At 69.4% G+C, this 19,844-nt stretch carries 2 protein-coding genes; both read left to right on the forward strand.

Annotated elements, in window-relative coordinates:
- Complete coding sequence (locus tag AOZ06_RS10870) at positions 1-18,615, forward strand: non-ribosomal peptide synthetase (RefSeq protein WP_054289326.1); 18,615 nt, start codon at positions 1-3, stop codon at positions 18,613-18,615.
- A complete protein-coding gene (locus tag AOZ06_RS10875) occupies positions 18,612-19,832 on the forward strand; it encodes an MFS transporter (protein WP_054296558.1) in 1,221 nt (406 codons plus the stop codon). The genes AOZ06_RS10870 and AOZ06_RS10875 overlap by 4 nt, the downstream gene beginning before the upstream one ends.
- The last annotated feature ends 12 nt before the right edge of the window (positions 19,833-19,844 follow it).

Consider the following 19,844-nt stretch of genomic DNA (forward strand, 5'->3'; position numbering starts at 1 on the left):
ATGGCGTCACGAGCGGACCGGATCTCCGCGCTGCCCGAACACCTGCGGGAAGCGCTGCGCAAGAGGCTGGCGGGCCAGGCAACGTCGGACACCATTCCCCGCGCGGACCGCGACGGCCCGCTGCCGTTGTCGTTCTCCCAGCGGAGGCTGTGGTTCCTCAGCGAGTTCCAGCCGGACGAGACCGAGTACAACAGTGCGTTCGCGCTGCGCCTGACCGGCCAGTTGGACGCCGGTGCGATGGCAGCCGCCCTCCAGGAGCTGTCGCGACGGCACGAGTCCATGCGGACGACGTTCGACGAGGTCGACGGCGAGGGTGTGCAGATCGTGCACCCGGCCGTCGACCTCCCCCTCCCCGTCGTCGACTGCGCCGCGGGTGACGTGGACGACGTGCTCCGCGCCGAGTTCGGCAGGCCGTTCGACATCCGCCGGGGACCGTTGTTCCGCGCGGTGCTCGTCCGGTTGTCCGATCAGGAGCACATCCTGCTGCTCAGTTCGCACCACATCGTCGTGGACGGCTGGTCGATGGGCGTGCTCGCCGACGAGCTGAGCGTCCTCTACGCCGGTGGCAAGCTGCCGGAGATCTCGTTGCAGTACGCGGACTTCGCCGTCTGGCAACGAGAGCAGGACCTCGCGTCGCATCTGGACTACTGGCGCCAGCACCTCGACGCGATCACGCCACTTGAACTGCCGACCGACCGCGCCCGGCCTGCGGTGCGCACGTCCGCCGGTACGACACACGAGTTCACCATCCCGGCCACGCTCACCGCCAGGCTGGCCGACCTGGCCAGGGCCAGCGACACAACGCTGTTCTCGGCTCTGCTCGCCGGATGCCAGGCGCTGTTCGCCAGGTACGCCGGGCAGGACGACATCGCGCTCGGCACGGTCACGTCCGGCCGTGGCCGCACGGAACTGGAACGTCTGGTCGGCTTCTTCGTCAACACCGTCGTTGTCCGGTCTACAGTGGACTCGTCGCGGAGTTTCGCGTCGTTGCTGGCGGGCACGCGTGACACGGTTCTCGACGCGTTCGCGCACGACGCGGTGCCGTTCGACCAGCTCGTGCACGCCGAGCGGGACCTCAGCCGCAACCCGCTGTTCGACGTGATGGTGCTGTTGCAGAACGCCGACAGGCCGCTGCCGGTGTTCCCGGGGCTGCGGGTGGAGGAGGTCAGCCTGCCGCGGTGGGCGTCGAACTTCGACATCACCGTGGAGTTCCGTGAGCGCGGCGGCCGGGTCGACGGCGTACTCGAATACAACACGGACCTGTTCGAGGCGAACACGATCCAACGGATGGCCGAGCACCTGGTTGCCCTGCTCGACGCCGCGACAGCCACGCCCGAGGCGCCGGTCGGCGACCTGGTGCTGGGTGAGGTTCCGGACGGGCACGGCGCGTCCGTCGCCGTCCCGGATCTGACGTATCGCGCGCTGTTCGAGTCACAGGTGTCGAAGACGCCGGACAAACGGGCGTTGGTCTTCCAGGACCGCGAATACACGTACGCCGAGCTGGATTCGTGGGCCGATCGCATCGCGCACTGGCTGATCTCGCAGGGCGCCGGGCCGGAAAGCATCGTGGCGCTGGCATTGCCGCGGACCGCCGAGATGATCGCCGCGATCGTGGCCGTGTTCAAGACGGGCGCGGTGTACCTGCCGATCGACCCGAAGCAGCCGGCCGACCGGATTCAGGAGATCGTCGAGGACGCGCGGCCGGTCGTCGTGGTGACCGCACTCCCGGACCTGTCCGGCCAGCCGGGCACCGGCCCGGTCAACCCGCTCAGGGCGGACCACGCCGCGTACGTGATCTACACGTCGGGCTCGACCGGCAAGCCGAAGGGTGTCGTCGTCGAACACCGGCAGCTGGTCAACCTGGTGTTCAACCACCGCGCGGAGTTCCCGGCGGACATGCGGGTCGCGTTGACCGCGGTGTTCTCGTTCGACACGTCGCTGGAAGGCCTGGTGTTCCTGGCCGACGGGCACGAGCTGCACCTGATCGACGAATCGGTGCGGCTCGATCCCGAGGCGCTCGTGGACTACGTGGCCACGCGGCGGATCGACTTCATGGACCTGACACCGTCGTTCCTGCAGCAGCTGATCCCGGCCGGGTTGCTGGACCACGCCCGGATCCTGATGCTGGGCGGGGAGGCACTCGGCGAATCGCTCTGGCGCCAGCTCGCCAAGTCGGACGTGCGGGCCCACAACTTCTACGGCCCGACCGAATGCACGGTCGACGCATTGTCGTGCGAGGTGACGGGAGACCGGCCGGTCATCGGCCGGCCGCTGCGGAACCTGCGCGCGTACGTGCTCGACGACCGGATGCGCCCGCAACCTGTTGGTGTGCCGGGGGAGTTGTACCTGGCAGGCGCGCAGGTCGCGCGTGGCTATCTCAACCGGCCGGGGCTGACTGCCGACCGGTTCGTGGCGAGTCCGTTCGAGCCGGGGACGCGGATGTACCGCACGGGTGACCGCGCCCGGTGGACCGATGCCGGGATGGAGTACCTCGGCCGCACGGACGACCAGGTCAAGATCCGCGGTTTCCGGATCGAGCCGGGCGAGGTCGAGGCCGCCCTGCTGCGCCACCCGGGCGTCGCCGAGGCGGTCGTCGTGGCCAGGGAGGACAACGGGCACAAGCGTTTGGTCGCGTATGTCGTGCCGGTCGGCGCGCTGGACCTGCGCGGCTGGCTGAAGGGGATCCTGCCCGACTACATGGTGCCGTCGGTGTTCGTCGAGCTGGATGAGCTGCCGCTGACACCGAGCGGGAAGGTCGACCGGCGCGCGTTGCCGGTCCCCGAGTTCGGCACGGACGCGAAGGGCGCTGTGCCGCCCCGCACCGAGGTCGAACGGGAACTGGTCCGGATCTGGAGCGATGTGCTCGGGGTCGGCCCGATCGGCGTGCTGGACAACTTCTTCGGTCTCGGCGGCGACTCGATCCTGAGCATCCAGGTGGTCGCCAGGGCACGCCAGGCCGGGATCCGGCTGACCTCCTTGGACATCTTCCGGCACCAGACCATCGCCGAACTCGCCACCGGGGTGCGGATCACCGCGCAGGCGGACGCACCCGCGGCGGAACCGGCGGGTCCGGCACCGCTCGGGCCGATCCAGCGCTGGTTCTTCGACACCCACGGCGAGCTGGCGCACTACACCATGTCCGTCCTGCTCGACCTCACCCCGGATGTCGACATATCGGTTCTGCGGTCGGCTTTCGAGGCCGTCGTCGCACACCACCCCGCGCTGACCACGTCCTTCGGCGACGGCCAGCAGGTCGCGGGAGCAGGCACCGGTGTGTTCGAGGTCGGTACACCGCTGACCCGTGACGGCCTCGACCCCGCCGCCGGGCGGATGATCAAGGCTGTCCTGGACGGGACCCGGCTGTTGGTCGCCGTGCACCACCTGGTGATGGACGGGGTGTCGTGGCGCATCCTGCTCGACGACCTGGAGACCGCCTACCGGCAGCTGCGGGCCGGTCAGCCGGTCGACCTGCCCCCGGTGAGCACGCCGTTCGGCGGCTGGACACGTCGCCTGGCCGGGCACGTGGCCGCGGGCGGCTTCGACGACGACATCGCCTTCTGGCGCACCGGTTCGGAGCACGCCGCGCTTCCAGTCGACGCCAACGGCCGCAACACAGCCGGACTGACGCGCAGGATCCAGGTCAAACTCGCCGAGGCTGACACCGAATCGCTCCTGCACCGCGTGCCCGAGGCGTACCGCACCCAGGTCAACGAAGTGCTCCTCAGCGCACTCGGGCGTGTGCTCGCGCAGTGGACCGGGCGGGACGAGGTGGCCGTCGCGGTCGAAGGACACGGCCGCGAGGAGATCTTCGACGACGTCGACCTGTCCAGGACGATCGGCTGGTTCACCACCCAGTTCCCGGTCGTGCTGCGGATGCCCGGCGACAACTGGGGCGACACTCTCAAGTCGGTCAAGGAGCAGCTGCGCGCGATCCCGCGGCGCGGCCTGAGCTACGAGGCCCTCAAGTACCTCGGCGGTCAGTCGTTCGCCGGCCTGCCCCAGATCTGCTTCAACTACCACGGCGCGTTCGACCTGACCGGTGGCACGGGCCTGGTCCGCGGCCGGCTGGACAGTCCGGGCCAGGACATCCCGGCCGGTGAGCCCAGGACGTACCTGCTCGACGTCACCGGGCTGGTCGAAGCCGGTGAGCTGACGCTGACCTGGGAGTACTCGTCCGAGGTGCACGACGAGCAGACCGTCCGCACGTTGGCCGAACGCTATCTCGACGCGTTGCGAGCGATCATCGAGCACTGCTTGTCACCGGGTGCGGGCGGTCGCACGCCGTCTGATTTCCCGTTGGCCAAGCTCACGCAGACACAGGTTGACCGGCTCGGCCCGACTGTCGACGACGTGTACCCGCTGACGCCGTTGCAGGCCGGGATGTTGTTCCACAGCTTGGTCGAGGCGGACGCGTACGTGGACGAGATCGAGATCGTCCTCGACGGCGTCACGGACGCGCGGGCGCTCGGTGCCGCGTGGCAGCGTGTCGTCGACCGGACTCCTGTGCTGCGCACCAGCGTGCTCTGGCAGGACGTCGACCAGCCTGTGCAGGTCGTGCACCGCGATGTCGTCGTGCCTGTCACGTATGGGAAACCGGAACCCGGCGGATTCGACCTCACCCAGGCGCCGCTGACGCGGATCGCGATCGAGCAGATCACGGCCGGCCAGGTCAGGGTGACCTGGACCTCGCACCACATCCTGCTGGACGGGTGGAGCACCGCGCAGGTCTTCGCGGAGGTCTGTGACGAGTACCGGGGCGCCGCGGCGATCACGCGGCGGCCGTTCCGTGACTACCTCCGGTGGCTCGGCACGCAGGACCACAAGGCAGCGCAGCAATACTGGCGCGACACGTTATCCGGTGTGGACGGCAAGACGCCGTTGCCGTACGACCGGCCTTCGCGAGAGGCGCACCAGGCCGAGTCGACCGAGTCGGTCAAACTCACGCTCGCGGCCGACGGTCCGCGCCGGATCGCCCAGGGCAACGGGTTGACGATCAACACCATCGTCCAAGGCGCGTGGGCGTTGCTGCTCGGCAGGCACAGCGGTCAGTCCGACGTGGTCTTCGGCACGACAGTGTCCGGCAGGCCCGCCGAACTGGCCGGGGTCGAGTCGATGGTCGGCATGTTCATCAACACCGTGCCCGCCCGCGTCGGCCTCACCGCTTCGCGGAACGTGGCGACCTGGCTGCGTGACCTGCAGTCGGCCCAAAGCGAGTCCCGGCGCCACGACTTCGTCTCGCTGGCGCAGATCCAGTCCACCGGGTCCTTGTTCGACAGTGTCGTGGTTTTCGAGAACTACCCGCTCAGCGACGCCACCACCGAACCTCGTGTGGTCGGCGTCCGGGCCAAGGACAACACGACCTTCCCGTTGACGCTGTCGGCTCACGTGGCCGATCAGCTCCACCTGGACCTCGCCTACGACCCGCGGCTGTTCGACCGCGAGACCGTCCAGCGGATGGCCGGCCGGCTCGAAGCGATCATCACCGGCCTCGACCCGGCGGCCTCGCTCGGCCAGGTGCCGTGGACGGCCCCGCACGAGCAGGAGCTTGTTCTGGCACAGGGTGCCGGAGCCCGGATCGACGTCCCGGACCTGACGTACCCGGAGATCTTCCACGAGCAGGTCACGCGCACGCCGGACCGCACAGCGCTGGTGTTCCAGGGCCGCCGGTACACCTATGCCGAACTCAACGCCGAAGCCAACCGGCTGGCGCACTGGCTGGTCGGGCAGGGCGCCGGTCGTGAGCAGGTCGTGGCACTGAAGCTGCCGAGGACCGCGGACATGATCACGGCGATCCTCGCGGTGTTCAAGGCAGGCGCGGTGTACCTGCCCATCGACCGCGAACTGCCGCAGTCCCGGGTGGACGCGATGGTCGCGGACGCCCGCCCGATCGTCACGCTGGAAGCGTTGCCGGAACTGGACGACTGGTCCGACGCGGAAGTGATGCCCCCGCAGGGGCACCACGCGGCGTACGTCATCTACACCTCCGGCTCGACCGGGTTGCCCAAGGGCGTGGTCGTCGAGCACCGGAGCCTGGTCAACCTGCTGGCCAACCACCGGGCTGTGTTCCCGGCGGACATGCGGGTCGCGTTGACGGCGGCGTTCTCGTTCGACACGTCGCTTGAGGGCTTGGTGTTGCTTGCCAGTGGGCATGAGTTGCATCTGATCGATGACGAGGTGCGCCGCGATCCGGAAGCACTTGTCGGTTACGTCGAGTCGAATCGCGTTGACTTCCTTGACCTGACGCCGTCGTATCTGCGGCAGTTGATTCCGGCTGGGTTGCTGGAGCACGTGCGTGTGCTGATGCTCGGTGGCGAGGCGTTGGACGAGGCGCTGTGGCGTCAGCTGCGGGACGTTCAGGCGTACAACTTCTACGGGCCGACTGAGGCCACAGTGGACACGGTCTGGTGCCGGATCGCAGGCGAGCGGCCGGTGATCGGGCATGCCGTGGCCAACCAGGAGATCTACGTCCTGGACGCGCGGATGTCCCCGGTCCCGCCGGGAGTGCCGGGTGAGCTCTACCTGGCCGGGTCCCAGCTCGCCCGCGGTTACCTCAACCGGCCCGGGCTGACCGCGGAGCGGTTCGTCGCCAACCCGTTCACGCCCGGCCGGATGTACCGGACCGGGGACCTCGTCAAGTGGACCGGGTCCGGCATCGAGTACCTGGGCCGCACGGACGACCAGGTCAAGATCCGCGGCTTCCGGATCGAGCCGAGGGAGATCGAGACCCGCCTGACCCAGCACCCGGACGTGCGGGCCGCCGCCGTGATCGCCCGCGGCGGCAGGCTGATCGCGTACGTGGCCGGCCGCACGGACGGCCTGCGCGCCTATCTCAGCGAGATCCTGCCCGACTACATGGTTCCGGCGACGTTCGTCCCGCTGGCCGAGCTGCCGCTGACCACCAGCGGGAAACTGGACAAACGCGCTCTGCCGGAGCCGGACTTCCCGGCCTCCGACGGCTACGTGGAACCGGTCGGGCGCGCCGAGACAGCGGTGGCACTGATCTGGGCGGACGTGCTCGGTGCGGCCCGGGTGGGCGCCCAGGACAACTTCTTCGAGCTCGGCGGTGATTCCATCCTCAGCATCACCGTGGTTTCCCGCCTGCGTGCGGAGTTCGGCGTCCAGCTGTCGCCGCGCGTGATCTTCCAGAACCCGACCGTGGCCGCTCTCGCCGCCGCGATCCCGCTCGAGGGCGACGACGAGCCGATCCCCCGCACATCCCGTGACGTCGTGCCGCTTTCGTTCGCGCAGCAACGGTTGTGGTTCCTCGACCAGTTCGAACCGGACAGCACCGAGTACATCACGCCGACTGTGCTGCGGTTGCGTGGCCGGCTGGACCTCGACCGGCTCAACCGGGCGCTGACCGCTCTCGTTGCCCGGCACGAGTCGCTGCGGACGACGTTCCGGGCCGAGAGCCAGGTGATCCACCCGCCGTCGGACGTCGAAGCGCCGGTGATCGACGTCGCCGAGGCGGATCTCGACCGTGTCCTGGCCATCGAGAGCAGGAAGCCGTTCGACCTCGGCACGGGACCGCTGGTGCGGGCCGCTGTGCTCCGGGTGTCCGATGTGGATCACGTGCTGGTGCTGAGCCTGCACCACATCGTCACCGACGGGTGGTCGACAGGTGTGCTCACGCAAGACCTGGGCGCCTTGTACAACGGGTCCCCGCTCGACGAGCTGCCGATCCAGTACGCGGACTTCGCCGCGTGGCAACGGGACAAGCTGTCCGAGCCGGTCCTGTCCGGCCAGCTCGACCACTGGCGGCGGGCGCTGGACGCGATCGAGCCCCTGCGGCTGCCGACCGACCGGCCCAGGCCGCCGGTGTTCACCTCAGCCGGGGCGATGGTCGAGTTCTCGGTTCCGGCCGACGTGCTGGCCCGGCTGCGTGAGGTCTCGCGGGCCAAGGACGGCACGCTGTTCATGACGTTGATCACCGCGTGCCAGGCGCTGCTGGCCAGGTACACCGGCCAGGACGACATCGCGATCGGCACCGTGGCCTCCGGCCGTGACCGCGCCGAGCTCGACCAGGTCGTCGGGTTCTTCGTCAACACGCTCGTCCTGCGATCCACTGTGGACCTGTCGGGGACGTTCGACGACTGCCTGGCCTCGGTCAGGCAGACCGTGCTGGCGGCGTTCGCCAACCAGGAAGTCCCGTTCGAGCGCGTCGTCGACGCTGTCCAGCCGGTCCGCGACACCAGCCGCAACCCGCTGTTCGACGTGATGGTCCTGCTCCAGAACACCCCGGCCGCCCCACCGCAGCTGCACGGCCTGACCGTGGACGAAGTAGCCGTCCCGGTCGTGTCCGCCGCGTGCGACCTGACGTTCGAGTTCGAAGAGCGCAACGACGTGTTGCTCGGAGCGATCGAGTACAACACGGACCTCTTCGACGCGTCGACCATCGAGCGCATGGCCGGGCACCTGGTCACCCTGCTGGCCGGGGTCACGGGCCCGCGGCGACTGGCCGACCTGCTGACCGCGGACGACCGCATCCCCACGACCACGCACCCGGTTCCCGACGCGACCTACCCGCACGTGTTCGAAGCGCAGGTGGCGCGTACGCCCGACCGGACGGCGCTGGTGTTCCAGGACGAGGCCCTGAGCTTCGCCGAGCTGAACGCCCGCGCGAACAGGCTGGCGCACTGGCTGATCGCACAGGGCGCTGGCCCGGAACAAGTCGTGGCGCTCGCCCTGCCGCGCTCAGCCGACATGATCGTGGCGATACTGGCTGTCTTCAAAGCAGGCGCGGTGTACCTGCCGCTCGACCCGGACCTGCCCGGCGACCGCAAGGAATTCATCCGCCAGGACGTCAATCCGCTGCTGGTCCTCGACCACGTGCCGGATTCCGGTGACACGACGGATCCCGTGACGCCGCTGCGCGGCGACCACGCGGCGTACGTCATCTACACCTCCGGCTCGACCGGGTTGCCCAAGGGCGTGGTCGTCGAGCACCGGAGCCTGGTCAACCTGCTGGCCAACCACCGGGCTGTGTTCCCGGCGGACATGCGGGTCGCGTTGACGGCGGCGTTCTCGTTCGACACGTCGCTTGAGGGCTTGGTGTTGCTTGCCAGTGGGCATGAGTTGCATCTGATCGATGACGAGGTGCGCCGCGATCCGGAAGCACTTGTCGGTTACGTCGAGTCGAATCGCGTTGACTTCCTTGACCTGACGCCGTCGTATCTGCGGCAGTTGATTCCGGCTGGGTTGCTGGAGCACGTGCGTGTGCTGATGCTCGGTGGCGAGGCGTTGGACGAGGCGCTGTGGCGTCAGCTGCGGGACGTTCAGGCGTACAACTTCTACGGGCCGACTGAGGCCACAGTGGACGCTCTGTCGTGCCGGGTCACCGGTGACCGCCCGGTGATCGGCCTGCCGCTGCGCAACCTGCGGGCCTACATCCTGGACGACTACCTGCGGCCAGTTCCCGAGGGCCTCCCGGGTGAGCTGTATCTGTCCGGCCCTCAGGTCGCGCGGGGCTATCTCAACCGGCCCGGCCTGACGGCGTCCCGGTTCATGGCGGACCCGTTCGAGCGGGGGCGGATGTACCGCACCGGTGACCGCGTGCGGTGGACCGGCGACGGCGTCGAGTTCCTCGGCCGCACAGACGACCAGGTCAAGATCCGCGGCTTCCGGATCGAGCCGGGCGAAGTCGAGGCGTGCCTGCTCGACCACCCGCAAGTGCGCGCGGCGGCGGTCATCGCACGGGACAACCGGCTGGTCGCGTACGTGGTCGGCCCGACCGCTGGGCTGCGGGAGCACCTGGGGGAGAGGCTGCCGGACTACCTGGTGCCGTCGGTCTTCGTCGAACTCGACCAGCTGCCGTTGACCATCAGCGGCAAGCTCGACCGCCGCGCCCTGCCGGACCCCGAGATCACAGTGGACACGGAGCTCGTCGCGCCGCGCAACGAGATCGAGCGGACGCTCGCGGGAATCTGGGCCGAGGTCCTCGGTGTGCCGCAAGTCGGTGTGGCGGACAACTTCTTCGCACTGGGCGGCGACTCGATCCTGAGCATCCAGGTCGTGTCCCGCGCCAGGCAGGCCGGGCTGAAGCTGACGTCCAAGGACGTCTTCCTGCACCAGACCATCGCCCGCCTCGCCGCGGTGACCACCGAGACGACCGTCCGGCAGGTCGCCGAGATCACCGGACCGGCGCCGTTGACGCCGATCCAGCACTGGTTCTTCGAGCACGGCGCGCCGAAGCACTTCACGATGTCGATGTTCGTCGAGCTCACCGAGGACGTGGACGAGACAGCGCTCCGCGAAGCACTGACAGCCGTCGTCGAACGCCATGAGGCGCTGCGCACGCGGTTCTTCACCGAGAACACCGAGTGGCGCCAGGACGTCGGCCCCGCGGCCGGCTTCTTCAGCCACGCCGGAGAAGGCTCCCCGGACGCCGTCGCACTGGCCGCTCAGTCCGGTGTGGACTTCGAAGAAGGGCCTCTGCTCCGGGCGGTTCTGTTCCCCGGCAACAAACTGCTGCTGGCTGTGCACCACCTCGCGATCGACGGCGTGTCCTGGCGGATCCTGCTCGCGGACCTCGAAACCGCGTACCACCAGATCGCGGCCGGGCAACCGGTGAAGCTCGGACAGCCCGGTGTCTCGTTCCGCCAGTGGGCACACCGGCTCAACGAACACGTGAAGTCGGGCGGTTTCGCCGACAGCGCCTGGGAACAGGCCCCGACGGGCATCCCGGTCGACCGCGAAGGCCCGAACACCGCTGCCTCCGCCCAGACCGTCCAGGTCCGGCTCAGCCGCGCGGAAACCTCGGCCCTGCTGCACGACGTGCCCGGCGTCTACCGGACTCAGGTCAACGACGTCCTGCTGAGCGCGCTCGGCCGTGCGCTCGCCCGGTGGACCGGCCGGGACGAAGTCGCTGTGACACTGGAAGGCCACGGCAGGGAGGAACTGTTCGACGACATCGACGTGTCACAGACCGTCGGCTGGTTCACCACCCAGTTCCCGGTGCGCCTGGAGATCCCCGACGCCGGATGGGGCCGCACGCTCAAGTCCGTCAAGGAACAGCTCCGCGCTGTCCCGGACCGGGGCGTGAGCTACGAGGCCTTGAAGTACATCGGCGGCCGGTCGTTCGGTGACCTGCCCGAGGTGTGCTTCAACTACCACGGCCAGTGGGGTGCCTCGGAGCAACGAGGGCTCTTCGCCGGCACACTCCCGGCCATCGGCGCGGACGTGGCACCGGACCACGACCGCGGCTTCCTCGTGGACATCACGGGCGCGGTCGAGGACGGCGAACTGCGCCTCGACTGGGAGTACTCCGGCAACATCCACGACCACGACACCGTCCACGCGGTCGCCCAGGACGCCGTCGCGGCCCTGCGGGAGATCATCGAGCACTGCGCGCAGTCGGAAGGCGGATACACGCCGTCGGACTTCCCGCTGGCCTCGCTGACCCAGGACCAGCTGGACCGGCTGGGCACCGGCATCGAGGACATCTACCCGCTGACACCGTTGCAGGCAGGCATGTTGTTCCACGGCCTGACCGACACCAACGCGTACTTCAACGAGACCCGGGTACGGCTCACCGGCGTGACCGACATCCAACGACTCGCTGACGCGTGGCAGGCGACGGTCGACGCCCACCCGATCCTGCGTAGCTCGGTGCTCTGGGAAGGCGTGGACAAACCACTCCAGGTCGTCCACAAGCGCGTGAGCTTGCCCGTCAACACCGATCACCGCCTGGACCTGACCACGGTACCGCTGATGAGCCTGGCGATCACACCGCTGCCCGGCGATGAGGTCGACCTCGTCTGGACCGCACACCACATGCTCCTGGACGGGTGGAGCAACGCCCAGGTCTTCACGGAGGTCATCGAGCGATACACCGGTCACCACAAACCGGTGCACCGCCGACCGTTCCGCGACTACCTGGACTGGCTCACCCGCCAGGACACCACGGAAGCCGACCGGCACTGGCGTGCAGTGCTCGCGGGGATCGAATCACCGACACCCCTGCCCTTCGACCGGCCACCGGCCGCGTCGCATCAGAGCGAATCGACTGCGGCCGTGTCGATCGCGCTGCCCGCCGACCGGCTCAACGACGTCGCACGCCGCCACGGGCTGACGGTGAACACGCTCGTCCAAGGGGCGTGGGCGCTGTTGCTGGCCCGCTACGGCCGTGTCCGGGACGTCGTGTTCGGAACGACCGTCTCCGGGCGTCCGGCCGAACTCCCCGGTGCCGAGTCGATGATCGGCATGTTCATCAACACCGTGCCGACCAGGATCACGATCGGCGGCAGGCAGGCCTTGGCGCACTGGCTCGGCGAGATCCAGCAGGCACAGGCCGAGTCGCGGCGCTTCGAGTCCAGCGCGCTCAACCGGTTGCACTCGTTGTCCGGCGTGCCAGTCGGGGAGAGCCTGTTCGACAGCATCGTGGCGTTCGAGAACTACCCGATCGGCGAGGAGACCATCCCGGGTGCGCCGGGCGTCGAGGAACTCGACGGCATGGACACCACGAACTTCCCGCTCGCGGTCCGCGCGTACCTCGACGACCGGCTCCACGTCGAGCTCGGGTACGACCCGCACCTGTTCGACGAGGTGACGATCCAGCGCCTGGCCAAGCGGCTGCGTCTGCTGATCGCGGCCATACCGGACCACCTCGAGCGACCGGTGGACGACCTGCCGTGGATGACCGGTGCCGAGCAGGAACGCGCGCTGGCCGAGTGGACCGGCCCGGTGACCGGTTTGCCGGACGTGTCCATCCCCGAGCTGTTCGAGGCACAAGCCGACCGCATACCTGACGTTCCAGCTGTCGGTGCGTTGACCTACCGGGAACTCAACACCCGCGCGAACAGGCTGGCCCACCAGCTGCGCGTCCGCCCGGACGAGCGCGTGGGCGTCCTGATGGAACGGTCCGCGGACCTCGTGGTCGCGCTGCTGGCAATCGCCAAGGCGGGCGGCGCGGCACTGCCGCTGGACAGCCGCGCGCCGCTGGACCGGTTGCGTTCGCTGCTGGTCGAAAGCGGTGTTTCGGTCCTGGTGACCGACGAGTCGTGGCAGGCAGTCGCCGAACAGATCCACAGCGGGGACATCGTCCAGGCCACTGTGGACGGCCCTGGGCACAATCCCGGTGTCCGGGTGCACCCCGACCAGCTGGCGTACGTGATGTACACGTCCGGTTCGACCGGAAAGCCGAAAGGTGTCGCGGTCCGCCATCGCGATGTGATCGCGTTGTCCCGGGACCAGCGGTTGCGCGGGCACGAACGAGTGCTCTTCCACTCACCGCAGGCGTTCGACGCCTCCACCTACGAGATCTGGGTACCGCTGCTCAACGGCCATTCCGTGGTTGTCGCACCGCCAGGTGAGATCGACACGGCACTGCTGCGACGCATGATCGCCGACCACGGCGTGACCGCGCTGTGGTTGACGGTCGGACTGTTCCGGATGGTCGCCGCGGATGACCCGAGTTGCCTCGCGGGTGTCCGTGAGGTCTGGACAGGCGGCGAAGCCGTGCCTGCGTCGGCGATCCGGCGCGTCCGCGCCGCCTGCCCCGACGTCACCGTGGTGGACGGCTACGGCCCGACTGAAACCACCACGTTCGCCACGTGCCACCCGGTGGACGACCTCGGCGAGTCCGTCCCCATCGGACGGCCGCTGGACAACACCCGCACCTACGTGCTCGACGACCGGCTGCGCCCAGTGCCACCCGGTGTTCCGGGTGAGCTCTACGTCGCCGGCGCCGGACTTGCCCGTGGCTACCTGGACAGGCCGGGACTGACCGCCCAGCGGTTCGTCGCCGATCCGTTCTTCCCGGGCGAACGCATGTACCGGACCGGTGACGTGGTGCGGTGGACGGGCGTTCTCGACTACCTCGGCCGCAGCGACGACCAGGTGAAGATCCGCGGGTTCCGGATCGAGCCCGGCGAGGTGGCCGCTGTCCTCTCGGCGCACCCGAGCGTCACGGACATCGCTGTGATCGCCCGCGACAAGAAGCTCATCGCGTACGTCGTCCCGGCCGTGGACCCGGCGTTGCCGGACTTCGCCACCAGGATGCTGCCGGACTACCTGGTGCCGTCGGCGTTCGTCGGCCTCGACGACCTCCCGTTGACCGGCAACGGCAAGCTGGACCGCCGTGCGCTGCCGGACCCGGCGGTCGAGAAGCGCGGCTACGCCGAACCGGAGACCGCGGCCGAGCACGCCATCGCCGAGATCTGGGCCGACCTGCTCGGCCAGGACCGGGTCGGCGCGCACGACAACTTCTTCGAACTCGGCGGCGACTCGATCCTGAGCATCCAGGTCATCTCCCGCATCCGGGCCGTCCTCGGCGCGGACGTCTCGGCCCGCGCGGTGTTCGACACACCGACCGTGGCGGGCCTGGCGGCGGGGATCGCGCGGGAAGCATCCGCCGCGATCCCGGTGCGGCCACGGGATGGCGCCTTGCCGTTGTCGTACGCCCAGCAGCGGCTGTGGTTCCTGAACGAGTTCGAGCCGGAAAGCACCGAGTACGTGACACCGCTCGCTGTGCGCCTTCGCGGCGAGCTCGACGCGGACGTGCTGTCACGCGCCTTGAACCGGCTGGTCGACCGGCACGAGTCACTGCGGACGACGTTCGGCTCCGTCGACGGTAAAGGTGTCCAGGTCGTCCACGCTCATGTGGACGTCGCGCTGCCGGTCATCGACGTGACCGACGCGGAACAGGCGCTGGTCGAGGAAAGCCGCACGCCGTTCGACCTCACGACCGGCCCGCTGCTCAGGGCCCGGCTTCTGCGGATCGCCCCGGACGAGCACGTGCTCGGCCTGGTCATGCACCACATCGTCACCGACGGCTGGTCCGGCGGCGTGCTGATCCGCGACCTCGCCGAGCTGTACCGGTCCGAACTCACCGAAACCCCGGCCGAACTGCCGGAACTGCCGATCCAGTACGCCGACTTCGCCGCGTGGCAACGCGAACAGGACACCAGCGGACAGCTCGGCTACTGGCGTGAGCGCCTCGACAGCGTCGTTCCGGTCGAGCTGCCCACCGACCGGCCGCGACCGGCCGTGCACACGGACAACGGTGACATCGTCGAGTTCGGCGTGTCACGCCAGACCGCGGACCACCTGAAACTGCCCGACAGCACGCTGTTCATGGCACTGGTCGCGGCGTGCCAGCTGGTGCTGCGGCGGTGGTCCGGCCAGGACGACATCGCCGTCGGCACGGTCACCTCCGGCAGGTTGCGCGCCGAACTGGAGGAACTGACCGGGTTCTTCGTCAACACGCTCGTCCTGAGGTCCACTGTGGACGCCACAGGGACGTTCGCGAGCCACCTCGCCGGGGTGCGCGAGACGGTCCTGGAGGCGTTCGCCCACCAGGACGTCCCGTTCGAGCACGTCGTCGACGCGGTCCAGCCCGGCCGGGACACCAGCAGGACACCGCTGTTCCAGGTCATGGTGGTGCTGCAGAACACGCCGGACAACACGATCGACCTGCCCGGCCTGACCGCCGAGGACGTCGACCTGCCCGTGGTGACCGCGAGCTTCGACATCACCTGCGAATTCCGGGAAACACCCGACGGACTGCGCGGAGTGGTCACGTACAACACGGACCTGTTCGACGCGGCCACGATCCGGCGGTTCACCGAGCACCTGACGATGGTCCTCGAAGCCGTCGCGGCGGACCCGGACCGCCCGATCGACGAACTCCCCGCGACCACCCAGGCCGAACAGGACCTGATGGCGACGTGGAACGACACCGCACACCCAGTCGTGCCGATGACGTTCCCGGAGCTGGTCGAGGCACAGGTGGCCCGCACACCGGACGCGCCCGCGCTGCTTTTCGACGGCGGGTCCATGACGTACGCCGAGCTCAACGCCCGCGCGAACCGACTGGCACGCCGGCTGGCCGAGGACGGCGCCGGACCGGAGCGGATCGTCGCCGTGATGCTGCCGCGATCGGTCGAGATCATCGTCGCCGAACTGGCCGTGGCCAAGACAGGCGCCGCGTTCCTGCCCGTGGATCCGGCCTATCCGCAAGCGCGGATCGACTTCATGCTCGCCGACGCCGGCCCGGTCCTGGTGCTGGCCTCCGGGCAGGACACAGCGGACGTCGACGGCGACTCCAGCGACCTGGTGGTGGAACGGCGACTGGAACACCCGGCGTACGTGATCTACACGTCCGGGTCGACGGGACGGCCGAAAGGCGTGGTCGTCAGCCACGCCGGGCTGGCCTCGTTCTCCGCCGCGCAACGCGCGCACTACGACGTGCGGCCAGGGGATCGGGTGCTTGAGTTCTCGTCGCCGAGTTTCGACGCGTCCGTGCTCGAACTCTGCATGTCCCTGACGGTCGGCGCGAGCCTGGTCGTGCCCCCACCCGGGCCCCTGCTCGGCGATCACCTGGCACAGGTGTTGCGGGACAACCAGGTCACGCACGCGCTGATCCCGCCCGCCGCGCTGGCGACCGTGCCCGAGGTCGCGTTGCCGGACTTCCGGTGCCTGATCGTCGGCGGTGACGCGTGCTCGGCCGAACTGGTCAGCCGGTGGTCGGCGGGGCGGCGGATGATCAACGCGTACGGGCCGACGGAGTCCACTGTGGTGACTTCGTGGAGCGCCCCGCTCACGCCGGGCGGCACGCCGCCCATCGGCGGGCCGATCTGGAACACCCAGGTGCGCGTGCTGGACGGGCGACTGCGTCCGGTCCCGATCGGCGTCACCGGTGAGCTGTACGTGTCCGGCCACGGCCTGGCCCGTGGCTACCTCAACCGGCCGGGGCTGACCGCGGAGCGGTTCGTGGCCGACCCGTCCGGCGACGGCACCCGGATGTACCGGACCGGCGACCTGGTCAGGTGGACCACCGGCGGCGCGCTGGAGTTCATCGGCCGCGCCGACGACCAGGTCAAGATCCGGGGCTTCCGGATCGAACTCGGCGAGGTCGAGGCCGCGCTGCGCACGCACCCCTCGGTGCGCTCGTGCGTCGCGGTGGTGCGCGAGGACGACGGCCACAAACGCCTGGTCGCGTACACCGTGCCCGAGGTTCCCGCGGGCATCCGGGAGTTGCTCGGCCGGAGCCTGCCGGAGTACCTCGTCCCGGCGGTGTTCGTGCCGCTGGACGAGCTGCCGGTGAGCCCGAACGGCAAGGTCGACCGGGCCGCGCTGCCGGAACCCGGCGTCCAGCCGGACGAGGGCCACGTCGCGCCCACCGGGCCGATCGAGACAGCGCTGGCGGCGATCTGGGCCGACGTCCTCGGCCTGTCCCGGGTCGGCGTGCACGACAGCTTCTTCAAGCTGGGCGGAGACTCGATCCTGAGCATCCAGGTGGTGGCCAGGGCGCGGCAGGCCGGGCTGCGGATCGCGACCAAGGACGTGTTCCTGCACCAGACCATCGCGTCCATGGCGCCGCTGGTGACCGTGATCGAGTCGGCGGACGACGACCGCGCGCCGGTCACCGGACCGGTGCCGCTCACGCCGATCCAGCGCTGGTTCTTCGCCGAACGGCACGGCGACCCGCACCACTTCAACCAGTCGCACTTCGTGGAGCTGGCCCCGGAGGTCAACGTCGCCGCGCTGCGCAGCGCGATCGCCGCACTGCTCGTGCACCACGACGCGCTTCGCATGCGTTTCACCGTCACGGACGGCGTTTGGTCGCAGGAGAACGCGCCTGTGACGCCGGTCGAGGTGCTGCAGGTCGTCACCGACGCCGACATGGAGGAAGTCGCCGATTCGGTGCACGCGAGCTTCGACCTGGGCAGCGGGCCACTGCTGAAGGCCGTGCTCTTCGACGGCCCGGCGCCGCACCTGCTGCTCGTCGCGCACCACCTCGTGGTCGACGGCGTGTCGTGGCGGGTGCTGCTGGACGATCTCGATACCGCCTACCAGCAGGCGCTGCGCGGCGATCCCGCCGACCTGGGCCCGAAGACGACCTCGTTCCGGGACTGGTCGCACAAGCTGACGGAGTACGTCGAGGGCGGCGGGCTCGACCAGGAGCTCGACTTCTGGTCAGGCGTGCGGGTCGTCGACCTGCCCGCCGACCAGCCCAGCGCCGGCGCCGCGGAACCGGTCGACTCGGTCGGCACGCTCCTGAGCGCCGAGGACACCGACGCGCTGCTGCGCGGCGCGCCGGTCGCGTACCGCACGGGATTGCACGATGTCCTGCTGGCGGCTTGCACCTGGGCGTTCGGCGAGGGGGCGACGGTGTCGATCGACCTGGAAGGCCACGGCCGCGAGGACGTCATCGACGACGTGGACCTGTCACGGACGGTCGGCTGGTTCACCTCGATGTACCCGGTCACGGTCACCGTCCCCACTGGTGGCTGGCGCGACATCGTCAAGACAGTGCGCAGGCAGTTGCGTGCGGTGCCCCGCAACGGTTTCGGCTACGGGCCGCTGCGTTACCTGACCGACCGGCTGCCGCCGGTGCCCCGCCCGCAGGTCTCGTTCAACTACCTCGGCCAGTTCGACTCCGGCGGCGGCGAAGCGGGTTCCGGGCTCTACCGGGCGGTGAAGACTTCGATCGGCCGTGACCAGGACGAGTCCGCGCAGCCGGAGCACCTGATCGACATCGTCGGCGAGATCGGCGACGGCAGGCTCGGCTTCACCTGGTACTTCCGGACGGATTCGCACCGGCGCGGCACCGTCACCGCGCTGGTCGACAGGTTCACGACCGCGCTGCGTGCGATGGCCGAGGAGTGCCGATGACTGTCGTTCCCCTGCGGCGCAACCGGAACTACACCCTGCTGTGGACCGGGCAGGCGGTGTCCGAGGTCGGCTTCAGCACGACCATGATCGCGTTCCCGTTGCTGGTGCTGGCGATCACGGGTTCACCGGCGGCGTCCGGACTGGTGCTGGGCGTCGACGCGGCGGCACAGCTCGTGGCGGGCCTGCCCGCCGGTGCGCTCGTCGACCGGTGGGACCGCAAACGGATCATGCTGTGGTGTGAGGCCGCGATGGCGCTCGCGGTCGGCAGCCTCGCCTTGGCCCTGTGGTGGGGCAGCGCTTCCTTGACGCACATGGTGGCCGTCGCGGCGGTGCTGGGCGTGTGCCGGGCCTTGTTCGAACCGGCCGAGGACGCCTGCCTGCCGCGGCTGGTGCCCGACGAGCAACTGGCCACCGCGATCTCGTTGAACGCGGCCAGGTCGTCGGTCGGTCAGATGGCCGGGACCGCGCTCGGCGGTGTGCTGTTCGCGGTCGGCCGGGTCGTGCCGTTCGTGGTCGACACGATCACCCACCTGATCTCCCTGGTGTCGCTGGCGTTCCTGCGCATCCCGCCGCGCCAGGTCGACCGCGCGCCGATCGGCGACATCGGCAAGGAGATGGTCGAAGGCCTGCGGTGGGTGTGGAGCCACCGGCACGTGCGGGTGACCGCGTTGTGCGCGGTGAGCCTGAACTTCTTCTTCAACGCCTTCTACATCGTGATCATCGTGCTGGCGGACAGCAAAGGGGTGCCGGCCGGGCAGATCGGCCTGATGGCCGCGATGCTCGGCGTCGGCGGTGTCCTCGGCTCGCTCATCGCACCGACCCTGCACCGCGTGCTGCACCCGTGGGTGTCCATCATGGCGGTGTTCTGGATGGTCACCGTGCTGACACCGTTGACGCTCATCGCGCACAACGGATACCTCCTCGGTGCGTTGTTCGCCGGGATGTCGTTCCTCGCCCCGACCGCCAACACGACCATCAACACACACCAGTTGCTGCTCACCCCCGACGAGCTGCGCGGGCGGCTGAGCGGCGTGATGAACGTCTTCGTCGGCAGCGCCGCCGCGGCCGGGCCCGCCGTGGGCGGCCTGCTCGTCGAGTTCGTCAACGGCACGGTCGCGGTGCTCTGGTGCACCGCGGGCATGGCCGCGATCTCACTGCTCGTCACTGTCAGCCCGGTGCTGCGCCGGTTCCCCCGGCACGCCCCGGTCTCCGTCTAGAAAGGACATCAC

It is taken from the genome of Kibdelosporangium phytohabitans, from assembly GCF_001302585.1.
GTDB lineage: Bacteria > Actinomycetota > Actinomycetes > Mycobacteriales > Pseudonocardiaceae > Kibdelosporangium > Kibdelosporangium phytohabitans.